Source organism: Bacillus sp. CH140a_4T (genome assembly GCF_008923725.1).
Taxonomy (GTDB): Bacteria; Bacillota; Bacilli; order Bacillales; family Bacillaceae_G; genus Bacillus_A.
The window spans coordinates 24,038-43,584 of sequence record NZ_WBPF01000006.1; the positions used below are offsets into that span (position 1 = coordinate 24,038).

A 19,547-nucleotide genomic window follows, 5' to 3' on the forward strand; every position below is an offset into this window, starting at 1 on the left:
CCATCCTACTTCACCCCCAATGTTTTCAATGTATTTTGAAGCGGATCCCCTAGTATTTCTGGCATTACTCCAATTGCAATAATGCAGAAGATAAGTAGCAATATAGGGACATACTCCCATCCGTGTATATCAGCTTTCGCTTCCCACTCTTTCTTGCCAAATGTTACTTGAAGCGTTGCTCTTAATACGTATACAGCGGTTAAAATGATGCCGAGCACACCGACTGCAGCAATGATTGGCTCCCCTTGGAATAAACCGAGAAAGGCAAGAAACTCGCTAACAAATCCAGACATTCCTGGCAATCCAAGCGATGCCATTCCTCCTGCTAAGAAAAATCCGCTAAGTACCGGGACACTTTTTGCGAGTCCGCCAAGCGCTGTAATATCCGACGTTCCAAAGCGCTGTTCTATAACGCCAAGTAAGAAGAAGAGTAAAGCTGCAATTAAACCGTGAGAGACAACTTGGAATAGTGCCCCTTGTGTACCTGGTGCATTTAACGCCGCAAGGCCCATTAATACAATGCCCATATGCGAAATACTAGAGTAAGCAAGCACCTTCCGAAAGTCCGTTTGGATGAGCGCTAAGAAGGCACCGTACAATAAATTGATGACTCCTAAAATCGCAATGAGCGTTGCAAACTCGCGAAAGTGTTCCGGGAATAGCCCCTTTCCGAAACGAATCATACCGTATGCCCCAATCTTCAGTAAAACGCCCGCATGAAGCATAACTACAGCCGGATGCGCTTCAACATGCACATTGACCATCCAGCGATGTAACGGGAAAACGGGTAGTTTAATCGCAAAGGCAATCATTATGCTAAGAAACAAACCGAACTGTAAGCTACTTGAGACAGCCATTCCTCCCCCAGCACCTATACTCGTTAATATTTCTTTAAGCTCTGTAATATTCGTTGTACCTGTTTTCGCAAATAAAACCGAGAAAACGATGAGCAAAATAGCGGAGCCAATACCGTTATATATTAAATAGCTATAAGCAGCCTTTTCACTCGACAATTTCCCCCACTTCCCAATTAATAAAAACATTGGCGGCAATGTAATTTCAAAGAAGATAAAGAACAACATTAAATTTTGAGCAGCGAAGACGCCAAGCATCCCTATTTCTAACATGAGTAACAGCATATAAAAGGCTTTCAAGTTTCTTTTAATAGTAAATGCCGCAATTGCTGCAAGCATCGCTAGAAGGGCCGTCAGCACCATCATAACGAGCGATAAACCATCAATGCCAAGCTCGTAATAAATGGAAAACCATCTTTTATCTACCGCTGCAAAATCCCCAAATTTAATCCATTTCACTTTTTCATCAAATAGCGACAAACTCTTTCCAGAAGCATATGTACAAGCGAGGACGATAGCGATTCCAAATGGAAGCGCCGTCCCAAATAAACCAAGCGCTCGCACTGTACGCGATTCTTTTCTCGGTGTTAATGCAAGTAAGAGAATTCCTAAAAGCGGGGAAAAAATGAAGAACGTTAATAACAAATCATTCATCGTAAATCCCCTCCCGTATAGAGCAAAATAATGACAAGTACTGCAAGCGAGACAGCTGTTACAGTGCCGTACACTTGTACATTTCCATTTTGAAGTCTAGAACCGAGTCCACTTATCCCTTTAACTAGACTCCCTATTAAAACGGCAATTCCTTCGACTACATACACCTCAAATAAGCGAAGCACATAAGCGATTCCCTTCGTAATAGGGAGCACCGTCATATTGTATAGTTCATCCACATAATATTTTTCTTTCAAAAGGTTATAAAGAGGTGTTCTATCGCCACCAGCCCAATCTCTAGAAATAGATTTCTTACCATATATGAAATATGCGAGAGCGATTCCTGCAAATGAAACGAGCGTTGCAACAATCATAATCCAAACTGGTCCGTGTGCCTCTTCTACCTGAAATGCTACATCTTTCGTAAGCCAATCCCCAAGGAATGTCCCAAACCATGGTGTATTCATATAACCCGCCACTACCGCGAGGACGCCAAGGACAATCATCGGATACGTCATAACGCGGGGCGATTCATGCACGTCTTCCTTCGTCTTCGCTTCCCCAGTAAAGACAAGGAAGTATAGCCGGAACATATAGAACGCTGTTAAGAATGCTGCAATTACTGCTAATATGAATAAAACGTAATTGCCCTTCATCCAAGTCGCCGCTAAAATTTCATCTTTACTAAAGAAACCAGAAAGGAGCGGAACCCCGCTAATTGCAAGTGTACCGATTAAAAATAGTGCACCCGTTACTTTCATCTTCTTCTGTAAACCGCCCATTTTATTAATGTTTTGCGTATGCACTGCATGAATGACACTTCCTGCCGCCAAAAATAGTAGCGCTTTAAAAAAGGCATGTGTCGTTAAATGGAAAACACCAGCTACATAACCAGCAGATCCTAATGCAAGCATCATATACCCAAGCTGGCTAACTGTAGAATAAGCGAGCACTCTCTTTATATCCGTTTGTACAAGACCGATGGAAGCCGCAAATATTGCAGTAAAGGCTCCAACGATTGCCACCGTCTGCATCGCCACCGCACTTGCTGAAAATAGAGGAAACATCGTCGCCACTAAATACACGCCAGCCGCGACCATTGTCGCCGCATGAATAAGTGCCGAAACGGGCGTCGGCCCTTCCATCGCATCTGGTAACCACGTATGAAGCGGGAACTGACCTGATTTCCCCATTGCACCGATAAAAATTAATATCGCTGTTATTGTAATCATCGTAGGGGTAAGATCCCCCGTATGAATCGCCCTAAATATTGCGTCATATTCAAAACTACCTGCATGCCAGAAAATTAAGATCATCCCAATAAATAAACCGACATCTCCAATACGAGTCATAATAAAAGCCTTTTTCGCAGCAGCCTTCGCTTCTTCTTTAAAGAAATAAAAACCAATGAGTAAAAATGAACCAAGGCCCACTAACTCCCAAAATATATAAAGCTGTAATAAATTCGGTGATATAACGAGCCCGAGCATCGCAAATGTGAAGAGCCCTAAATAAGCATAAAAGGTTGGTAATCTTTCCTCACCTTTCATATAACCTTTCGAATACACATGTACAAGTAAACTCACAAGTGTAACGATAAACAGCATTAAAGCCCCTAATGCAGTCACTTCAAAGCCAAATGATATATCAATATCTCCCGTTCTAAGCCATACCCACTTATGCTTCACGCTTGCTTCTAAAAATCGTTCTATTAATACAAGTACCGCAAATATAAAGGAGAGAAAGACGAGGAAAATACTAAGTACGCTGCTTCCTTCTCTAACTTTCTTCCCGAATATAAGTAATAAAAAAAACGAAACAAGCGGGAAAAGCGGTATGAGCCATGCATAATCGATCATTGTTTCCTTCCCCCTTTTCGGTCACAATGTTATCCTTTGAGCGTATCCATTTCATCTACATGAACCGTCGTACGATTACGATACAAAGCAATTAAAATGGCGAGTCCTACCGCCGCCTCTGCAGCCGCTACAGCCATCGTAAACAGAGAGAAAATTTGACCTGTTAAATTTGGGAACAAACCTAATTTACTAAACGCTACTAGATTTAAATTGGCCGCGTTAAGCATTAACTCAATACAAACTAATACAATCACTGTATTTCGCTTCGTTAAAGCGCCAAACAAACCGATGCAAAACAAAATAATCGCAAGCGTTAAATATGCAGAAGCTGGAACGCTACTCATTGGAATCCTCCTCTTTCTCATCCTTCTTCGCAAGAATAATCGCGCCAACAAGTGCTACAAGTAAAATAACTGATGTTAACTCAAATGGAATAATATATTCTGAATAGAGAAGTGTACCGATTTGAAGTGTGTTGTTTTCATGGAGAGGTAAACTTCCTTGTGTGCTTTCATTTGCAAAATCAATATTGTTAACAGCGAAATACATAACTGCCCCAAATGCTACAACCGCAAAGAAGATAATCCATTTTCGAAGAGTAAGACGCGACTCATTTTCCGCGTTATGTTGCGTTAACATAATGCCAAAAATCATAATAATTGTGATCGCACCCGAGTAAAGCAAAATTTGTGCAACTCCGATAAATTCGGCCGATAAAAGAAAGTACAAACCTGCAATGCTGAGGAATGTCAGAACGAGAGCTAGCATCATATGCATAACTTTCGTTAAGTTCAACATAAGAACACCGCCGATAATTGCAGACAAGGATAGTATGAAGAATGCTACAAACTCGCCATTCATGCTTTATTCTCCTTCCTGACGTTTTCGTCGTTTTCGTCAAGCCACTGCAAATTTTTAAATAAATCATCACGTGAATATTCCGCGAGCTCAAAGTTATTTGTCATAACAATTGCCTCTGTCGGACAAACTTCTGTACATAAATCACAAAGAATACAAATTTCAAAATTAATATCGTACGTGTCGATAATTTTTCCTTTTTTCGTAGGATCCGGATGTTTTTTTCCTGTTAACTGAATACAATCTGTCGGACAAATGTTGGAACACTGGTTACAAACAATACATTTTTCCGGATAAAATTTTTGAATGCCTCTAAAACGGTCCGGCAGCGGCAACGGTTGATTCGGATAATCATAAGTCACCTTCTTCTTACTCAAATTGCTTAATGTATATTTTAATCCTTTAAATAGTCCTTTCATCTCTTACTGGCACCCCCCTCATAGATTAGAAGAATAACTCCTTAATCAATGCCGTTAAGAAAATATTTGCAAGTGCAATTGGCAATAATACTTTCCAGCCAAACTCCATTAACTGGTCACCTCTAATACGTGGAAACGTAACGCGGAACCAAATTAATAGAAAGACTACACTGCTAAATTTCAAAGCAAACCATACAGCTCCTGGGATAAATCCAAGGAACATGACTGGATTCCATCCGCCTAAAAAGAGCACTGTAATTAAAGATGCCATTCCGAAGAAATATACGTACTCTGAAAGCATGAAAAACGCCCAGCGAAATCCTGAGTATTCCGTATGATATCCAGAAACAAGTTCCGACTCGGCTTCTGGTAAATCAAACGGCGTCCTATTTAACTCTGCTACCGCTGCGATTAAGAACACGACGAAACCGATTGGCTGTACGAAAATGTACCAAACATTCTCCTGCGCTGCTACGATTTCATTTAAATTTAGGCTACCAGCTAACAAAACGACGCCAATTACACTCATTACGAGCGGAATTTCATAAGAAATCATTTGCGCCGCCGCACGCATCCCTCCTAAAAGGGAATATTTATTATTTGATGCCCATCCTCCGGTTACAACACCAATCGTCGTAATGCCAGAAACAGCAATGTAATACAGTAAGCCTATGCCAATATCCGCGAACTGAAATTTATCAGTAAATGGGATGACTGCAAGCACCATAAATGCCGGTGCGAATGCAATAACAGGTGCTAATATAAACAACGGTTTATCTGCCGCTTTTGGAATACTATCTTCCTTCAATAGTAGTTTCAAAACATCGGCTACCGTTTGCAGTAAACCGAACCGGCCTCCAACTTGGTTTGGTCCAATCCGCCCTTGCATAAAGCCCATCACTTTCCGTTCTGCCAAAATACCATATGTAACGAAGCCAAGGACTGCAAATAATAGGAGCACCGCTAATCCGAAAAAAATGAAGAAATTCGTCCAGCTTGAAGGTGATTGTAAGAGCGTTTCAATCATCAGCCATCAACCTCCCCAAGTACAATATCAACTCCACCTAAAATCGTAATTAAATTGGCGATGTTTTCACCTTTCAATAACTTCGGTAAAATTTGCAAATTGTAAAAAGACGGCCTGCGAAACTTCAATCGGTACGGCTCTTTCTTTCCATCACTAGCAATATAGCAACCAATCTCTCCTCGCGGTGATTCTATACGGACGAACGCTTCCCCTTTAGGCGCCTTAATAATTTTCGGTACTTTCGCCAGTACGGCTCCGTCTTTCGGGAACTGCTCGACTGCTTGCTCAACAATTTTTAATGACTCCTCAATCTCTTGCATGCGGCAAACGTAGCGATCCCAAGCATCTCCCACACTTCCAACAGGAATATCGAAATCAAAACGATCATAAATGGAGTACGGTTCATCCTTACGAAGATCCCAGTTTACCCCAGTACATCGTAAATTTGCTCCGCTTAAAGAATACGAAATCGCTTCTTCCGCGCTATATATACCAACGCCTTTTACGCGATTTAAGAAAATCTCATTACCACTAACAAGATCATGATAACCTGCCAATTGCTCTCTCATATACGGAACAAACTCTTCCACTTTTTCAATCCAACCGTCCGGCGCATCCCACTTTACACCTCCGACTCTCATATAGTTAAAAGTAAGCCGTGCACCGCATAATTCATTTAATAAATTTATAATCATCTCTCGCTCACGAAACGCGTACAAAAACGGGCTGACCGCTCCTATATCAAGAAGATTTGTCCCCCACCAAACGAGGTGGCTCGCAATCCTTCCAAGCTCCATTGCAAGCACTCGCAAGTATTCGGCACGCTCCGGGATTTCAAGCCCCATCATCGTCTCTACAGCGTGGCAAATGACGTAATTATTCGTCATGGCCGATAAATAGTCCATTCGATCTGTATACGGGATAATTTGCGTATACTGTAAGCTCTCTGCAATCTTTTCGGTCCCGCGATGCAAATATCCAATAACCGGTGTAGCTTCTTTAATAATTTCCCCGTCAATCTTAATAACAAGCCTGAACACACCGTGCGTACTCGGATGTTGAGGACCTACATTCAAAAGCATTTCTTCCGTACGGATCATTTAGCTACACCTCCACATCATACGGTTCATAATCTTTTCTAAGCGGGTGACCTATCCAATCATCAGGCATTAAAATACGTGATAAATTCGGATGCCCCTTAAATACAATGCCAAGCAAATCATACGCTTCCCGCTCTGGCCAGTCCGCTCCTTTCCAAAGCGCTGTCACCGATTCTACTTGCGGCGTTTCCCTATCCAGCTTCACCTTCACCGCTACTGACTGTTTCTTTCCATATGAAAATAAATGAACATACACTTCCATATGTGTCACAAAATCCGTCGCATGTAGCTCTGACATATAATCAAAGGCAAGTCCCTCATGAAATCGCAGTAACTCCATTACTTCATAATATTTGGAGGGCTCTACCACAAGAGTTGGTACATCTTTTGAAAGTTTATTAATGTAGGAATCTACTAATGTATCCTCTCCTACTTTTCCCTTAATAACTTCAACATACTGATTTAAATACGGTTCATTCACCGATGGCTCTTCCTGCTTCGGCTCCTCTTCCTTCTTACCTTCAGCGCCCTTTGTCTTCGCCCTTGCAGCCGCAGCCGCTTTTGCCTTCGCTGCTGCAATCGCCTTTGCCTTTTCATCTCCCGAATTCCCATCACCTTGCGAGGCCTTCTGCTTCGCTAGCGCCGCTGCTTTTGCCTTGTCTTCTTCCGTTACTTCCTCTGTTCCTTCTCTTTTTTGCTTCGCTAACGCTGCCGCTTTTGCTTTCGCGGCTGCCACGGCCTTCGCCTTCACTTTCGCCTTGTCTTCTTCCGTTACTTCCTCTGTTCCTTCTCTTTTTTGCTTCGCTAACGCTGCCGCTTTTGCTTTCGCGGCTGCCACGGCCTTCGCCTTCACTTTTGCCTTGTCTTCTTCCGTTACTTCCTCTGTTCCTTCTCTTTTTTGCTTCGCTAATGCCGCTGCTTTTGCCTTTGCCGCCGCGGCTGCCTTCACTTTCGACTTGGCCTTTTCCTCTTCCGTTACTTCCTCTGTTCCTTCTCTTTTTTGTTTCGCTAACGCTGCCGCTTTTGCTTTTGCCGCCGCGGCTGCCTTCGCTTTCGCTTTGGCCTTGTCTTCTTCCGTTACTTCTCCTGTTCCTTCTCTTTTTTGCTTCGCTAACGCTGCCGCTTTTGCTTTCGCCGCGGCCGCTGCACGTCGTTTTTCTTCTTCTACAGTCCTACTATTATTTTTTGGTAGCGCTTTCTCTTTTTCCTGATTTTCTTCCTCAAGTTTACTTATTTCTGCACCATGTTTTGCAACGAGCCGCTTTCTCGCCTCTTCTTTCGCATGCCTAGCCGCTTCTCTTTTCAAATCCTCTAAGTCTTTATTTGGATCACTCATTTATTCGTCACCTGCTTTCCTGTCTTTGCCTCGTAACGAATTTTTTCTTTCAATTTATTAATTCCATAAATTAAAGCAGCAGGATTTGGTGGGCAGCCAGGAATATACACATCAACTGGTACAATTTGATCTACACCTTTCACAACAGCGTATGAATTTACATATGGACCACCTGCTGTCGCACAAGATCCCATTGCAATAACCCATTTTGGTTCAGGCATTTGATCGTATAAGCGCCGAACAATAGGAGCCATCTTCTTCGTTACCGTTCCTGACACAATCATAACGTCCGATTGCCTTGGTGAAGTCCGAAAAAATGACCCAAATCGATCTAAATCGTAATGTGATGAGCCTACTCCCATCATTTCAATTGCACAGCATGCTAGTCCGAATGTCATCGGCCATAAAGAATTGCTCCTTGCCCATCCTTTCAACTGTTCCAATGTAGAAAAAAAGATATTTCTTTCTAATTCCGCTCGCTCATTTGGATGTAATTCCTCAAAATTTATAACCATTGTAACACCTTCTTTTTCCAAGCATACGCTAATCCAACTAGCAACATTACAACAAAGATGAGCATTTCAATGAGTGCAAATAAACCGAGCTTGTCATATGCGACAGCCCATGGATATAAAAATAAAGTTTCTACATCAAAGATGACAAACAATAAAGCAAAAATATAATAACGAGCATGAAACCGAATATTTGCATCATGAAAAGGCTCAATCCCACTCTCATACGTCGTCGCTTTCGCTGCACTTGGTTTGTTTGGGCGCAGCATCCTTCCTAATGTAAGAGCCACTACCGGCAGCAATATGCCTAATAGCAAGAAAATCAAAACGATCATATAACTATTTTCATATACACTTGCCATTGTGAAACCCTCCCCCCTGAATTAAGAACAAGTTCACTTAGTAAACAATATGTCCTAGTTGCAGTAATTATTATTTTTAAATTTTTCTAAATAATGCAACTATTTTAATCATTATAACAAACTTCAAATTCCTATGTCGATATGTTGGGGACAGAAACGAGAATTATTAAAATCTATTTTTATAATTCTCTATACCTGTGCAAAATAAGTATAAAAACTATAAAAAATAAGAAGAGGAATTTATATGTATATACCGTGGGTGAGATAAATGAAAAAACAAACACATGTAAGTATTCTTATAAGCATTATATCGTTGTCTATAGCCATTCATTACGTGGCAATGCCTTTTCTATATGAATACTCATTTCCCTTTCAAATATTAATTGGAATGAGTACCCTATTAATCGATATTATCGCTTGTAGTTATATACTTTATTTTTCAAACATGAAAGAAGGGTTACCTCGTTTATTTTGGACCATATTATCTGTTGGAACCCTCTCTTATTTCATTGGTGATACCGTCGTTGCCTATCAACGTTTAATTTTAAAGGACTACTATACATTCGTTGATCCGTCCGACTTTTTTTACCTACTTTTTGTAATGAGCTTTGCGTTCGCCTTTCTATATGAAATCATTTATAACAGAGATTTATTAGAAAAGCTTTTTATGATATGCGATATTTGTATCATCGTTACAGCACAATTCACTTTAAGTTACTACTTACTTATTGAACGAACCATTCACGTTTCTACAACAGCCTATATCGACATATTTGTTCAACTTACCTATCCAATGGCTGACTTGCTCTTTTTTCTCATTGGAATTAATCTTTTATTCAAGCCATTGTCCTTGTTATCAAAAAAAGTTGGTGCGCTTCTTGGCAGTGCTTTAATTTTATATGCTACTACAGATGCGATTTATGCTTATATTAAATACTTCACACCAGAATATTCTATGTTTACAGTTACTCCTCTCTATCAAGTAACTTTAGTACTAGTAGCTATCGCCTGTATTCTTCATACAAAAGAACCTGAAAAACAAGAGCAAGTACTATTAACACCTAAACTTGGGGAATCAATCAGGTTATCATTACCTTACATTTCCGTAGTCATGCTCATTGTTTTTATATTAGTTGAATACGTTTTTTCACCTATTGTAGTAATCGGACTTATGATAACTTTCTCTTTCGTTCTCATACGCCACACTTTAGTTCGAAGACAAAATAAGATATTATTACTAGCCCAAATGCAATTCAACTTAGAACTGGAAAAACAAATTGAACTACGTACAGAAGATTTAGTAGAACAAAAAAATGAACTATACCATAACCAACAAATGTTTAAATCTTTATACGAGCATCATCCAGATCCAATATTCACCTTAGATTTGTACGGTAATTTTCTCAAAGTGAATAACGCCGGTACTACTTTACTCGGTTATCAAACGAATGAATTATTAAATCAGCCTTACTATTCACTTATGTATGAAGAAGATTTGGAAGAAATCGTTAATGCCTTTCATCGCGTAAAAAAAGGGAAATCTATTTCTTTAGAAATACGGGCATATCATAAAAATAAAGATATTTACTACTTACACGTTACAGCTGTTCCTATCTTTTTAAAAAATCATATTTCTGGTGTTTATTTAATGATTAAAGATATTACGGAAAGCAAACAACAACAAGAACAAATTAATTTCCTAGCCTATCGGGATACGTTAACAGAGCTTGCAAATCGCCGTGCATTTCATCAATATGTAGAGCAAGCAATTGCTCGATCCGAAATATCAAAAAGGCCTTTTGCTGTTATGTTTCTTGACCTAGACCGCTTTAAGGTTATTAATGATACCCTCGGTCATAGGGTAGGAGACCTTCTATTAATTGCAGTAGCAAAAAGACTTGAAGAAATAGCGACACAAAATATGAAGCTTGCCCGGTTAGCTGGGGATGAGTTCACAATCCTTATCGAAAATTATAAAAAAAGGCCAGATGTACAAAAAATAGCTGATACGATTGTCGCGTTCATGAACGAACCATTTGAAATCGAAAATCAGCATTTACAAATCTCACCGAGCATCGGGATTGCAATATACCCTGAAGCAGGTGAAGACCCATTATCAATTTTACAGCATGCTGATATGGCCATGTACGAGGCAAAAAATAGGGGGAAAAATGGTAGTTCTCTGTACACGAAAGAATTGTATAAAAAAATGGAACGAAAAGCTCGAATTGAAAAAGATCTACCACTCGCTTTAGTAAACGAAGAATTTTATCTCGTCTATCAACCACAAATTGATATTACAACGAAAAAAATTATTGGTGCTGAAGCATTAATACGCTGGAAACATCCGCTCCTAGGTGACATTTCGCCATGTGAGTTCATTCCAATTGTAGAGGAGACGCCACAAGTCGTTCCACTCGGTCATTGGGTATTAAAAGAATCTTGTCGCCAGTTAAGAATATGGCATACTTTTGGCTACAAAGATTTAAAAATAAGTGTGAACTTATCAGCAAAAGAATTCCAGCAAGAGAATTTAATCGAGAACATTTCACAAATACTAACAGACGTTAAAGTCGATCCAAAGTATGTAACACTGGAGTTAACAGAACGAATTGCGATGATCGATGAAAAAGAAACATTATCCAGACTAAAGCAGTTAAAGGAATATGGTATTCAAACGTCCATTGATGACTTCGGTACCGGCTATTCTTCTCTCGCTTATTTATCCATTTTTCCTATTGATACATTAAAAGTACCGAGAGAATTTACACAATTAGCCGATCATCGACCTGAGGAAAGAGCCATCGTTTCCACTATCCTTTCCCTTGCAAATACTTTAAACCTCTCTGTCGTTGCGGAAGGAATTGAAACAGAAAAACAACTTAAGTTTCTACAAAAGAACAACTGTAAATATATGCAAGGCTACTATTTCAGTAAACCACTTACGAGTCATCAATTAATAAAATTTCTACAAAAAACACCCAGTATGAACCAATAGCTCATACTGAGTGTTTTTATCATGCTATTTGCGGACAGTAAAACTAGTAACCAACGTGAGGTGCCCCACTGATTACAGCTTCTTTAAAGTGTCGGAATTTTCCCCTCGTAATATTCCTCTGCAATTTCTTCATAAAACGCTGCTGACGTCGTATAAAAATATGGAATTAGCCATAAGAATCCAATCCCGAGTGTAATACAACTTAATATAAACCAACCAATAAAGCTTAAACATAAAATGAAATACTCCATCTTATGTCCATCCATCATACGACGACTTTCTGTAATAGCTTGATTTATAGAATACTCCGGATGGTCATTTATTATAAAATACGTCATCGCATAAGAAAATGATTTAATGATGCCTGGAATAATAAATAATAAAAACCATAAGAAAATATAAATGTTCACTACTATATATAATAAAAATGACTTTATAAACTTACTTCCTTCTGTAAACCATCTGAATATATGCCCGATACCCGCTTCTTTTTCACGAATGATATGCAGCGCTAAATAATAACCACCTAGTGTTAATGGACCCACCATCAATATTGAAATAATGTCTAATGAAAGTGAACTGTTTACTTCTTTCCAATCCCAAACCTGAGAGAAAATGAAATCAATACTAAAACTAAAAGCTGTAATAAGAACCGAAATAAGTAACGTTGCCCCGACAGCTAATCCCCATTTCCCTTCTAATGAATCTAGCGCTTCTCCTTTTAAATCACCAATCATAATGTTCCTCCTATACGTAATAACTCTATTAGTATAGCATGTTCCTACTACAATTCATCTTTTGAAAGAAAGCGATAAAAATGCGCTGTCGTTGTACTCATATACGGGCTAAGCCATAGAAAACCTATTCCAAGTGTAAGAATCGCTAAAATTGCCCAACCTATAAAACTTAGCCACAACAGAAACAAATCTAATTTGTGCCCCTGCATAAGACGCTTACTTTCTTTCATTGCCTGTGACACACTATACTCTGGATTTTCAACCATAACATAGTACGTCATCGCATAAGAAAAGTACATCACAAGCATACCAACGATTGAAATAGCTAATAGTACAAAGAAAGCAATAGCAAACGACGTATTTCCTTCTTCACCAAAAAATGCAAATAAGGCTACTAGCAACATCGGAATCCATGTACCTGTATATAACAAAATCGCAAGCATTGCCCACATCGTTTTCATCATTCTTTTAAAGCCACGAAATCCTTCGAATAAGTAATCTACTTTAGCACCTTCTCGTTTACTCATCTGTAAAAATACATTTGTATAACCGTATGAGGTAATTCCATACGATGCGTTACTTAAAATTATCATAATGCAATAAAAAATCCCAAATGTAATACCTGCTCCAATTGATATTGTGTCCTCTTCAAGTGAACCTGTGAAACCAGCAAATAGTAAAAATATAATAACTCCTGGAATTAAAAGTATAAGCATTGCAGCCATTGCAACAACATAACTTAAAATAAAATATAAAATCGTTGATCCAACACCTAGTCCCCAATTTCCTTTTAAAGAGTGCAACGCTTCTCGTTTCATTTCACCGATCATTTATTCATCTCCTTTATAAATTGTTATACATTCTCTACTTATACAAGCATCAATATAATTATACCATTTTTGTAAAATTATCCATGATCTACATAAAAAAATCCGTAAAGGCAAAGCCTTTACGGATTTTTTATTTCATATCGGAAACGTTTAAACGGTTCACAGCACGTTGTAATGCCATTTCTGCACGTCTAAAGTCAACATGTGCTTGTTTATCTTGCATACGTTGCTCAGCGCGACGCTTCGATTCATTTGCACGATGGATATCGATATGGCTTGCTTCTTCAGCAGATGATGATAATACAGTTACTTTATCTGGACGAACTTCGATAAAGCCACCGCTTACTGCTACATAATCAGTGTGTCCACCATGTTTCAGACGAACTGCACTAATTTTTAATGGTGCAACAGTTGGAATGTGACCCGGTAAGATCCCCATTTCCCCACTCTCTGCTTTTACGCTTACCATTTCTACTTCTTTTTCGTAAACCGGTCCATCAGGAGTTACAATACTGACTGGAAATGTCTTCATAATTCGTCCCTCCTAAGGCCTTACGCCATCATTTTCTTCGCGTTTTCAATAACTTCTTCAATGCCACCTACAAGACGGAATGCATCTTCTGGAAGGTCATCATATTTTCCTTCTAGAATTTCTTTAAATCCGCTAACTGTATTTTTTACAGGTACGTAAGAACCTTTTTGACCTGTAAACTGCTCAGCTACGTGGAAGTTTTGAGATAAGAAGAATTGAATACGACGAGCACGATGTACAACTAACTTATCTTCTTCAGATAACTCATCCATACCTAAGATAGCGATGATATCTTGAAGCTCTTTATAACGCTGTAAAGTTTGCTGTACTTGACGAGCTACTTCATAATGCTCTTCTCCTACGATTTCTGGAGAAAGTGCACGAGATGTAGATGCTAATGGATCTACGGCTGGGTAAATACCCATTTGTGTTAAACGACGCTCTAAGTTTGTTGTTGCATCTAAGTGAGCGAACGTTGTAGCTGGTGCTGGATCCGTATAGTCATCGGCTGGTACATACACCGCTTGGATAGACGTGATAGATCCTTTATTTGTAGATGTAATACGCTCTTGTAATTGACCCATTTCTGTTGCAAGTGTCGGTTGGTAACCTACCGCAGATGGCATACGACCAAGAAGGGCAGATACTTCAGAACCTGCTTGCGTGAAACGGAAGATATTATCGATGAACAGAAGTACGTCTTGTCCTTGCTCATCACGGAAATGTTCAGCCATTGTTAAACCTGTTAATGCAACACGTTGACGTGCTCCAGGTGGCTCGTTCATTTGTCCGAATACCATCGCAGTTTTCTTAATTACGCCAGAATCGCTCATTTCGTGGTATAAATCGTTACCCTCACGAGTACGCTCACCTACACCAGCGAATACAGAGATACCACCGTGTTCTTGTGCGATGTTATTAATTAATTCCTGAATTAATACCGTTTTACCTACACCGGCACCACCGAATAGACCGATCTTACCACCCTTAATGTAAGGAGCAAGTAAGTCTACTACTTTAATACCAGTTTCAAGAATTTCTACTTTAGTAGATAATTCTTCGAATGCGGGTGCTTGACGGTGAATTGGATCACGACGTACATCGGCAGGAACCTCACCATCTAAGTCAATTGCATCACCTAATACGTTAAATACGCGACCAAGTGTTGCATCACCAACTGGTACAGAGATTGCTTTACCAGTATCTTCTACTTCTGTACCACGAACAAGTCCGTCTGTGGAAGACATTGCAACTGTACGAACTGTATCATCACCTAAATGAAGTGCAACTTCAAATGTTAAGTTAATGCTTGTTCCGTTTTCGTTGCTTTGTTTTACCGTAAGGGCGTTGTAGATTTCTGGTAGCTTTCCGCCATCAAACTTAACGTCTACAACCGGACCCATGATTTGCGTAACGCGCCCTTTATTCATCGGGTTCCCTCCTAGCTTTCTTTTAATTAGCTAACTTGCTACGAGCAGTTAGCTTTCCATTTTTTATTGGTTTATAGCTTACGCGACTCTTTTGAAAGAGCCGCCTACGCTTTTTATTGAATCTAGCTCCGGCAGTTAGAATGTTCGGTGGCTTCGCTTTTTCCTGCGAGGCACAAATCACCTCTACGTCAAAAGCTCCATCCCCCTCTCATTCTGAACGAACCGCCTACGCTTTATATTACTACTCTAACGCTGCTGCTCCACCAACGATTTCCGTAATTTCTTGCGTAATCGCTGCCTGACGCGCACGGTTGAATGAAAGTGTAAGTGAATCGATAACTTCCATTGCGTTGTCTGTAGCACTCTTCATTGCTGTCATACGCGCTGCGTGTTCACTTGCTTTACCGTCTAGTAATGCACCGTACACTAAGCTTTCTGCGTATTGTGGCAATAGTACTTTTAAAATTTCTTCTTCAGAAGGTTCGAATTCATAAGCTGTCGTCGGTTTATCAGACGCCACATCAGTAAGCGGTAAAATTTTATTTTCCGTTACTTCTTGTGAAATTTTACTTACGTAATGGTTGTAGTAAATATACAGCTCATCATAAGCACCATCTGCGAACATCGCAATTGCTCGAGAAGCAAGGTCTTTAATATCAGTAAATGATGGGTGGTCAGATAATCCAACTACTTCATCAATGATGTTAAAGCCGCGACGTTTTAAATAATCACGTCCTAGTCGGCCAAGCACAATAATTGAATATTGGTTTGAGTCCATATTATGACGTTCACGAATTACGTTACTCACTGTACGTAATACGTTACTGTTATAACCACCTGCTAGTCCGCGATCAGATGTAATAACGATGTACCCTGTACGCTTTACAGGACGCGCATTTAGCATCGGATGATTAATTCCTTTACTTCCTTGCGCAATGCTCGCTACTACTTCTTGAATCTTTTCCATATACGGAACGAAAGATTTAGCATTTTGCTCTGCACGGTTTAACTTAGATGCAGATACCATCTCCATCGCTTTCGTAATTTGACTCGTTTTCTTTGTCGAGTTAATCTTCGCTTTTATATCGCGTAAAGATGCCACAGGTTTTCACCACCTTTTTTCCGGAAGTTGGCACGATTAGTAAGAATTCTCTTCCTAATCTACGTTGCAAGATATTCTTGCTCATGATTGAAGGAAAAGAATAGGTGCACCTACTCTTTTCCTTTACATAACCGTCAGCAATCTCAAAACTTGAGATGCCTTTTATATATTATTATCTAGCTCCAGCGGCTTGAATGTTCGGTGGCTTCACTTCTTCCTACGAGGCAAAGACCGCCTCTTCGTCAGAAGCTCCATCCCCCTCACATTCAGGACGAGCCGCTTCCGCTTTTATTATTCAGAAGCTACGAATACTTTTTTAAATCCATTAATAGCTGCTGCAAATTTGTCGTCATCCGCAAGTTTCTTAGTTGTGCGGATTTCTTCTAATAAGTCAGTCGCATTAGAATCTAACCAAGCATGTAATTCTTCTTCGAAACGAGTGATATCTACTACTGGGATATCATCTAGGAATCCACGTGTTAAAGCGTAAAGAATGATAACTTGTTTCTCTACACGTAATGGTTTGTGTAATCCTTGTTTTAATACCTCAACAGTACGAGCACCACGGTTTAGTTTCGCTTGAGTTGCTTTATCAAGGTCAGAACCGAACTGAGCGAACGCTTCTAACTCACGGTAAGATGCAAGGTCAAGACGAAGTGTACCTGATACTTTACTCATTGCTTTAATCTGAGCAGATCCACCAACACGAGATACAGAAGTACCCGCATCAATCGCTGGACGTACGCCAGAGAAGAATAGGTCAGATTGTAAGAAGATTTGTCCATCCGTAATAGAAATTACGTTTGTTGGGATGTAAGCTGATACGTCCCCTGCTTGTGTTTCGATGAAAGGTAGTGCAGTTAAAGAACCGCCGCCTCTTGCATCACTTAATTTTGCTGCACGCTCTAATAAGCGAGAATGTAAGTAGAATACATCCCCTGGATATGCTTCACGACCTGGAGGACGACGTAATAGTAATGAAAGCTCACGGTAAGCCGCTGCTTGTTTTGATAAGTCATCATATACTACTAATACGTGTTTACCATTGTACATGAACTCTTCACCCATTGTTACACCAGCATAAGCAGCTAAGTATAATAATGGAGCTGGTTGAGAAGCTGATGCAGTTACAACGATTGTGTAATCTAATGCACCGTGCTTACGTAGTGTTTCTACTACGTTACGTACAGTTGATTCTTTTTGTCCGATAGCTACATAGATACAAATCATATCTTCATCTTTTTGGTTAATGATTGTATCAAGTGCAACTGCTGTTTTACCTGTTTGACGGTCACCAATGATTAACTCACGTTGACCACGGCCAATTGGTACAAGAGCATCGATCGCTTTAATACCTGTTTGAAGTGGTTCATGAACAGATTTACGATCCATTACACCTGGTGCTGGACTTTCGATTGGACGAGTGTTTGTTGTATTGATTGGGCCTAAACCATCAACTGGTTGACCTAATGGGTTTACAACACGACCGATTAGTTCTTTTCCTACTGGTACTTGCATGATGCGACCAGTACGACGAACTTCGTCACCTTCACGGATTTCTGTGTAAGGTCCTAAAATGATAATACCTACGTTGTTTTCCTCTAAGTTTTGTGCTAGTCCCATAACGCCGTTAGAGAACTCTACAAGTTCACCAGCCATAACGTTATCAAGACCATGAGCACGCGCAATACCGTCACCAACTTGGATAACTGTACCAACATCACTAACTTCGATTTCAGACTGATAGTTCTCGATTTGTTGCTTTATCAGTGCGCTAATTTCTTCAGCTCTGATGCTCATGTGCTTCACCCCTATCTATTCTTCATTAATTCACGCTGAATACGTGCTAATTTTCCTTGTAAGCTTCCGTCGTAAATGCGATTTCCAATACGTACTTTAATGCCGCCTAGTAAATCTTCATCTACAACATTTTTCACGCGAATTGCATCTTTTCCCGTTCTCTTTGCAAATGCTTCTGCAATGTTAAGTTTCTCTTCTTCTGATAGAAGACGAGTAGAATATACAGTTGCGTCGGCTACGTTACGTTCTTCATTAGCAAGAACAACATATTCATCTGCAATTTCAGGTAAGATATCAATGCGTTTGTTATCAATTAAAATATATAACGTATTTAAAATAGATTCAGAAACAGATCCGAATACGTTTGCAAGAAACGTTTTCTTCTGCTCTTTTGAAATGTTCGGTTGCGTTAAAAAGCTATGTAGTTCTCCGTTCTTTACATAAACGTTTTGTACAAGGCGTAATTCCTCTTCAAACATTTCTAATACGTGTTTTTCTTTTGCAATTTTAAAAAGAGCGACAGCATAACGTTTTGCTACAATCCCATTGCTCATCGCGCTTCTCCTACTTCTTTAATATAATCGCGAATTAACTTAACTTGATCTTCTTCTTTTAACTCTTTTTCAATTACTTTAGAAGCAATTTGAACAGATAAAGAAGCCACTTGTTCTTGTAAAGCAGCAATCGCTTGCTCTTTTTCGCGTTGAATTTCTTGTACAGCAGATGCTTTAATTGATTCTGCTTCTTCTTTCGCAGCAGCAACAATAACATCTTTTTGATCTACAGCTTGTTTTTTCGCTCTTTCGATTAACTCTTGTGCTTCAACACGCGATTGTTTTAACATTTCACGTTGTTCTTCTACTAATTTCTTCGCTTCAGCGTTACTTCTTTCTGCAGCGTCGATTTCATTAGTAACATGCTCTTCACGTTCTTTCATAATTCCCATTAAAGGACCCCACGCAAATTTGCGTAGCATTACTAATAGAAGTAAGAAAATGAACAATGTATAAGCAATCGTTCCAAATGGAATGGCAGCCCCTAATAATAAAGTTGGCACAAGGATTCACTCCCTTCAAAATATCTAAATTGATCATATGAAAAAAAAAGACATACGTTTCATCCATAAAGCAATGGCGA

At 39.6% G+C, this 19,547-nt stretch carries 19 protein-coding genes; 1 reads left to right on the forward strand and 18 read right to left on the reverse strand.

What is annotated here, in order from left to right:
* Positions 1 to 5: 5 nt before the first annotated feature.
* Genes F8162_RS06580 through nuoA form a run of 10 tightly spaced genes read right to left on the reverse strand, consistent with a single transcriptional unit; the run spans position 6 to position 8,981 of the window.
* Entirely contained in the window at positions 6 to 1,508 is a 1,503-nt protein-coding gene (locus F8162_RS06580) for an NADH-quinone oxidoreductase subunit M (protein ID WP_151630195.1), read from the reverse strand.
* The gene (gene nuoL, locus F8162_RS06585; protein WP_151630194.1) at positions 1,505 to 3,367 is read right to left on the reverse strand and encodes an NADH-quinone oxidoreductase subunit L; all 1,863 of its coding nucleotides are present in this window, start codon (positions 3,365 to 3,367) and stop codon (positions 1,505 to 1,507) included. The genes F8162_RS06580 and nuoL overlap by 4 nt, the downstream gene beginning before the upstream one ends.
* A 29-nt stretch (positions 3,368 to 3,396) precedes the next feature.
* On the reverse strand, positions 3,397 to 3,711 hold the full coding sequence (nuoK, locus tag F8162_RS06590; protein WP_000100078.1) for an NADH-quinone oxidoreductase subunit NuoK: 315 nt from the start codon (positions 3,709 to 3,711) through the stop codon (positions 3,397 to 3,399).
* Positions 3,704 to 4,228, reverse strand: coding sequence for an NADH-quinone oxidoreductase subunit J (locus F8162_RS06595; RefSeq protein WP_151630193.1), 525 nt, complete (start codon positions 4,226 to 4,228; stop codon positions 3,704 to 3,706). Before F8162_RS06595 ends, nuoK begins: the two co-directional genes overlap by 8 nt.
* The gene (nuoI, locus tag F8162_RS06600; protein WP_000677191.1) at positions 4,225 to 4,644 is read right to left on the reverse strand and encodes an NADH-quinone oxidoreductase subunit NuoI; all 420 of its coding nucleotides are present in this window, start codon (positions 4,642 to 4,644) and stop codon (positions 4,225 to 4,227) included. Before nuoI ends, F8162_RS06595 begins: the two co-directional genes overlap by 4 nt.
* A 25-nt stretch (positions 4,645 to 4,669) precedes the next feature.
* On the reverse strand, positions 4,670 to 5,671 hold the full coding sequence (gene nuoH / locus F8162_RS06605; protein WP_151630192.1) for an NADH-quinone oxidoreductase subunit NuoH: 1,002 nt from the start codon (positions 5,669 to 5,671) through the stop codon (positions 4,670 to 4,672).
* A complete protein-coding gene (gene nuoD, locus F8162_RS06610) occupies positions 5,671 to 6,771 on the reverse strand; it encodes an NADH-quinone oxidoreductase subunit NuoD (RefSeq protein ID WP_151630191.1) in 1,101 nt (366 codons plus the stop codon). The genes nuoH and nuoD overlap by 1 nt, the downstream gene beginning before the upstream one ends.
* Before the next feature lie 4 nt (positions 6,772 to 6,775).
* Complete coding sequence (locus F8162_RS06615) at positions 6,776 to 8,107, reverse strand: NADH-quinone oxidoreductase subunit C (RefSeq protein ID WP_151630190.1); 1,332 nt, start codon at positions 8,105 to 8,107, stop codon at positions 6,776 to 6,778.
* Entirely contained in the window at positions 8,104 to 8,622 is a 519-nt protein-coding gene (gene nuoB / locus F8162_RS06620) for an NADH-quinone oxidoreductase subunit NuoB (protein WP_000236331.1), read from the reverse strand. The genes F8162_RS06615 and nuoB overlap by 4 nt, the downstream gene beginning before the upstream one ends.
* Entirely contained in the window at positions 8,613 to 8,981 is a 369-nt protein-coding gene (gene nuoA / locus F8162_RS06625; protein WP_000179273.1) for an NADH-quinone oxidoreductase subunit NuoA, read from the reverse strand. The genes nuoB and nuoA overlap by 10 nt, the downstream gene beginning before the upstream one ends.
* 268 nt (positions 8,982 to 9,249) lie before the next feature.
* Between nuoA and F8162_RS06630 the strand changes: the two genes are divergently transcribed.
* The gene (locus F8162_RS06630) at positions 9,250 to 11,979 is read left to right on the forward strand and encodes a putative bifunctional diguanylate cyclase/phosphodiesterase (protein ID WP_151630189.1); all 2,730 of its coding nucleotides are present in this window, start codon (positions 9,250 to 9,252) and stop codon (positions 11,977 to 11,979) included.
* 83 nt (positions 11,980 to 12,062) lie between these two features.
* Here F8162_RS06630 and F8162_RS06635 read toward each other — a convergent pair whose 3' ends face one another.
* The 8 genes from F8162_RS06635 to atpF all read right to left on the reverse strand — a co-directional run bounded on the left by F8162_RS06635 (position 12,063) and on the right by atpF (position 19,467).
* On the reverse strand, positions 12,063 to 12,716 hold the full coding sequence (locus F8162_RS06635; RefSeq protein ID WP_151630188.1) for a DUF975 family protein: 654 nt from the start codon (positions 12,714 to 12,716) through the stop codon (positions 12,063 to 12,065).
* 47 nt (positions 12,717 to 12,763) lie between these two features.
* On the reverse strand, positions 12,764 to 13,546 hold the full coding sequence (locus F8162_RS06640) for a DUF975 family protein (protein ID WP_151630187.1): 783 nt from the start codon (positions 13,544 to 13,546) through the stop codon (positions 12,764 to 12,766).
* A gap of 130 nt (positions 13,547 to 13,676) precedes the next feature.
* The gene (atpC, locus tag F8162_RS06645; RefSeq protein WP_151630186.1) at positions 13,677 to 14,078 is read right to left on the reverse strand and encodes a F0F1 ATP synthase subunit epsilon; all 402 of its coding nucleotides are present in this window, start codon (positions 14,076 to 14,078) and stop codon (positions 13,677 to 13,679) included.
* 20 nt (positions 14,079 to 14,098) lie between these two features.
* Positions 14,099 to 15,508 carry a F0F1 ATP synthase subunit beta gene (gene atpD, locus F8162_RS06650; RefSeq protein ID WP_001032603.1) on the reverse strand — a complete coding sequence of 470 codons (1,410 nt, stop codon included), beginning with the start codon at positions 15,506 to 15,508 and terminating at the stop codon, positions 14,099 to 14,101.
* A gap of 241 nt (positions 15,509 to 15,749) precedes the next feature.
* A complete protein-coding gene (gene atpG, locus F8162_RS06655; protein WP_000157696.1) occupies positions 15,750 to 16,610 on the reverse strand; it encodes a F0F1 ATP synthase subunit gamma in 861 nt (286 codons plus the stop codon).
* Positions 16,611 to 16,901: 291 nt separating this feature from the next.
* Entirely contained in the window at positions 16,902 to 18,410 is a 1,509-nt protein-coding gene (atpA, locus tag F8162_RS06660) for a F0F1 ATP synthase subunit alpha (protein ID WP_073517191.1), read from the reverse strand.
* Between the two features lie 11 nt (positions 18,411 to 18,421).
* A complete protein-coding gene (gene atpH, locus F8162_RS06665; RefSeq protein WP_000064683.1) occupies positions 18,422 to 18,964 on the reverse strand; it encodes a F0F1 ATP synthase subunit delta in 543 nt (180 codons plus the stop codon).
* Entirely contained in the window at positions 18,961 to 19,467 is a 507-nt protein-coding gene (gene atpF, locus F8162_RS06670) for a F0F1 ATP synthase subunit B (protein ID WP_001142618.1), read from the reverse strand. Before atpF ends, atpH begins: the two co-directional genes overlap by 4 nt.
* Positions 19,468 to 19,547 lie beyond the last annotated feature (80 nt).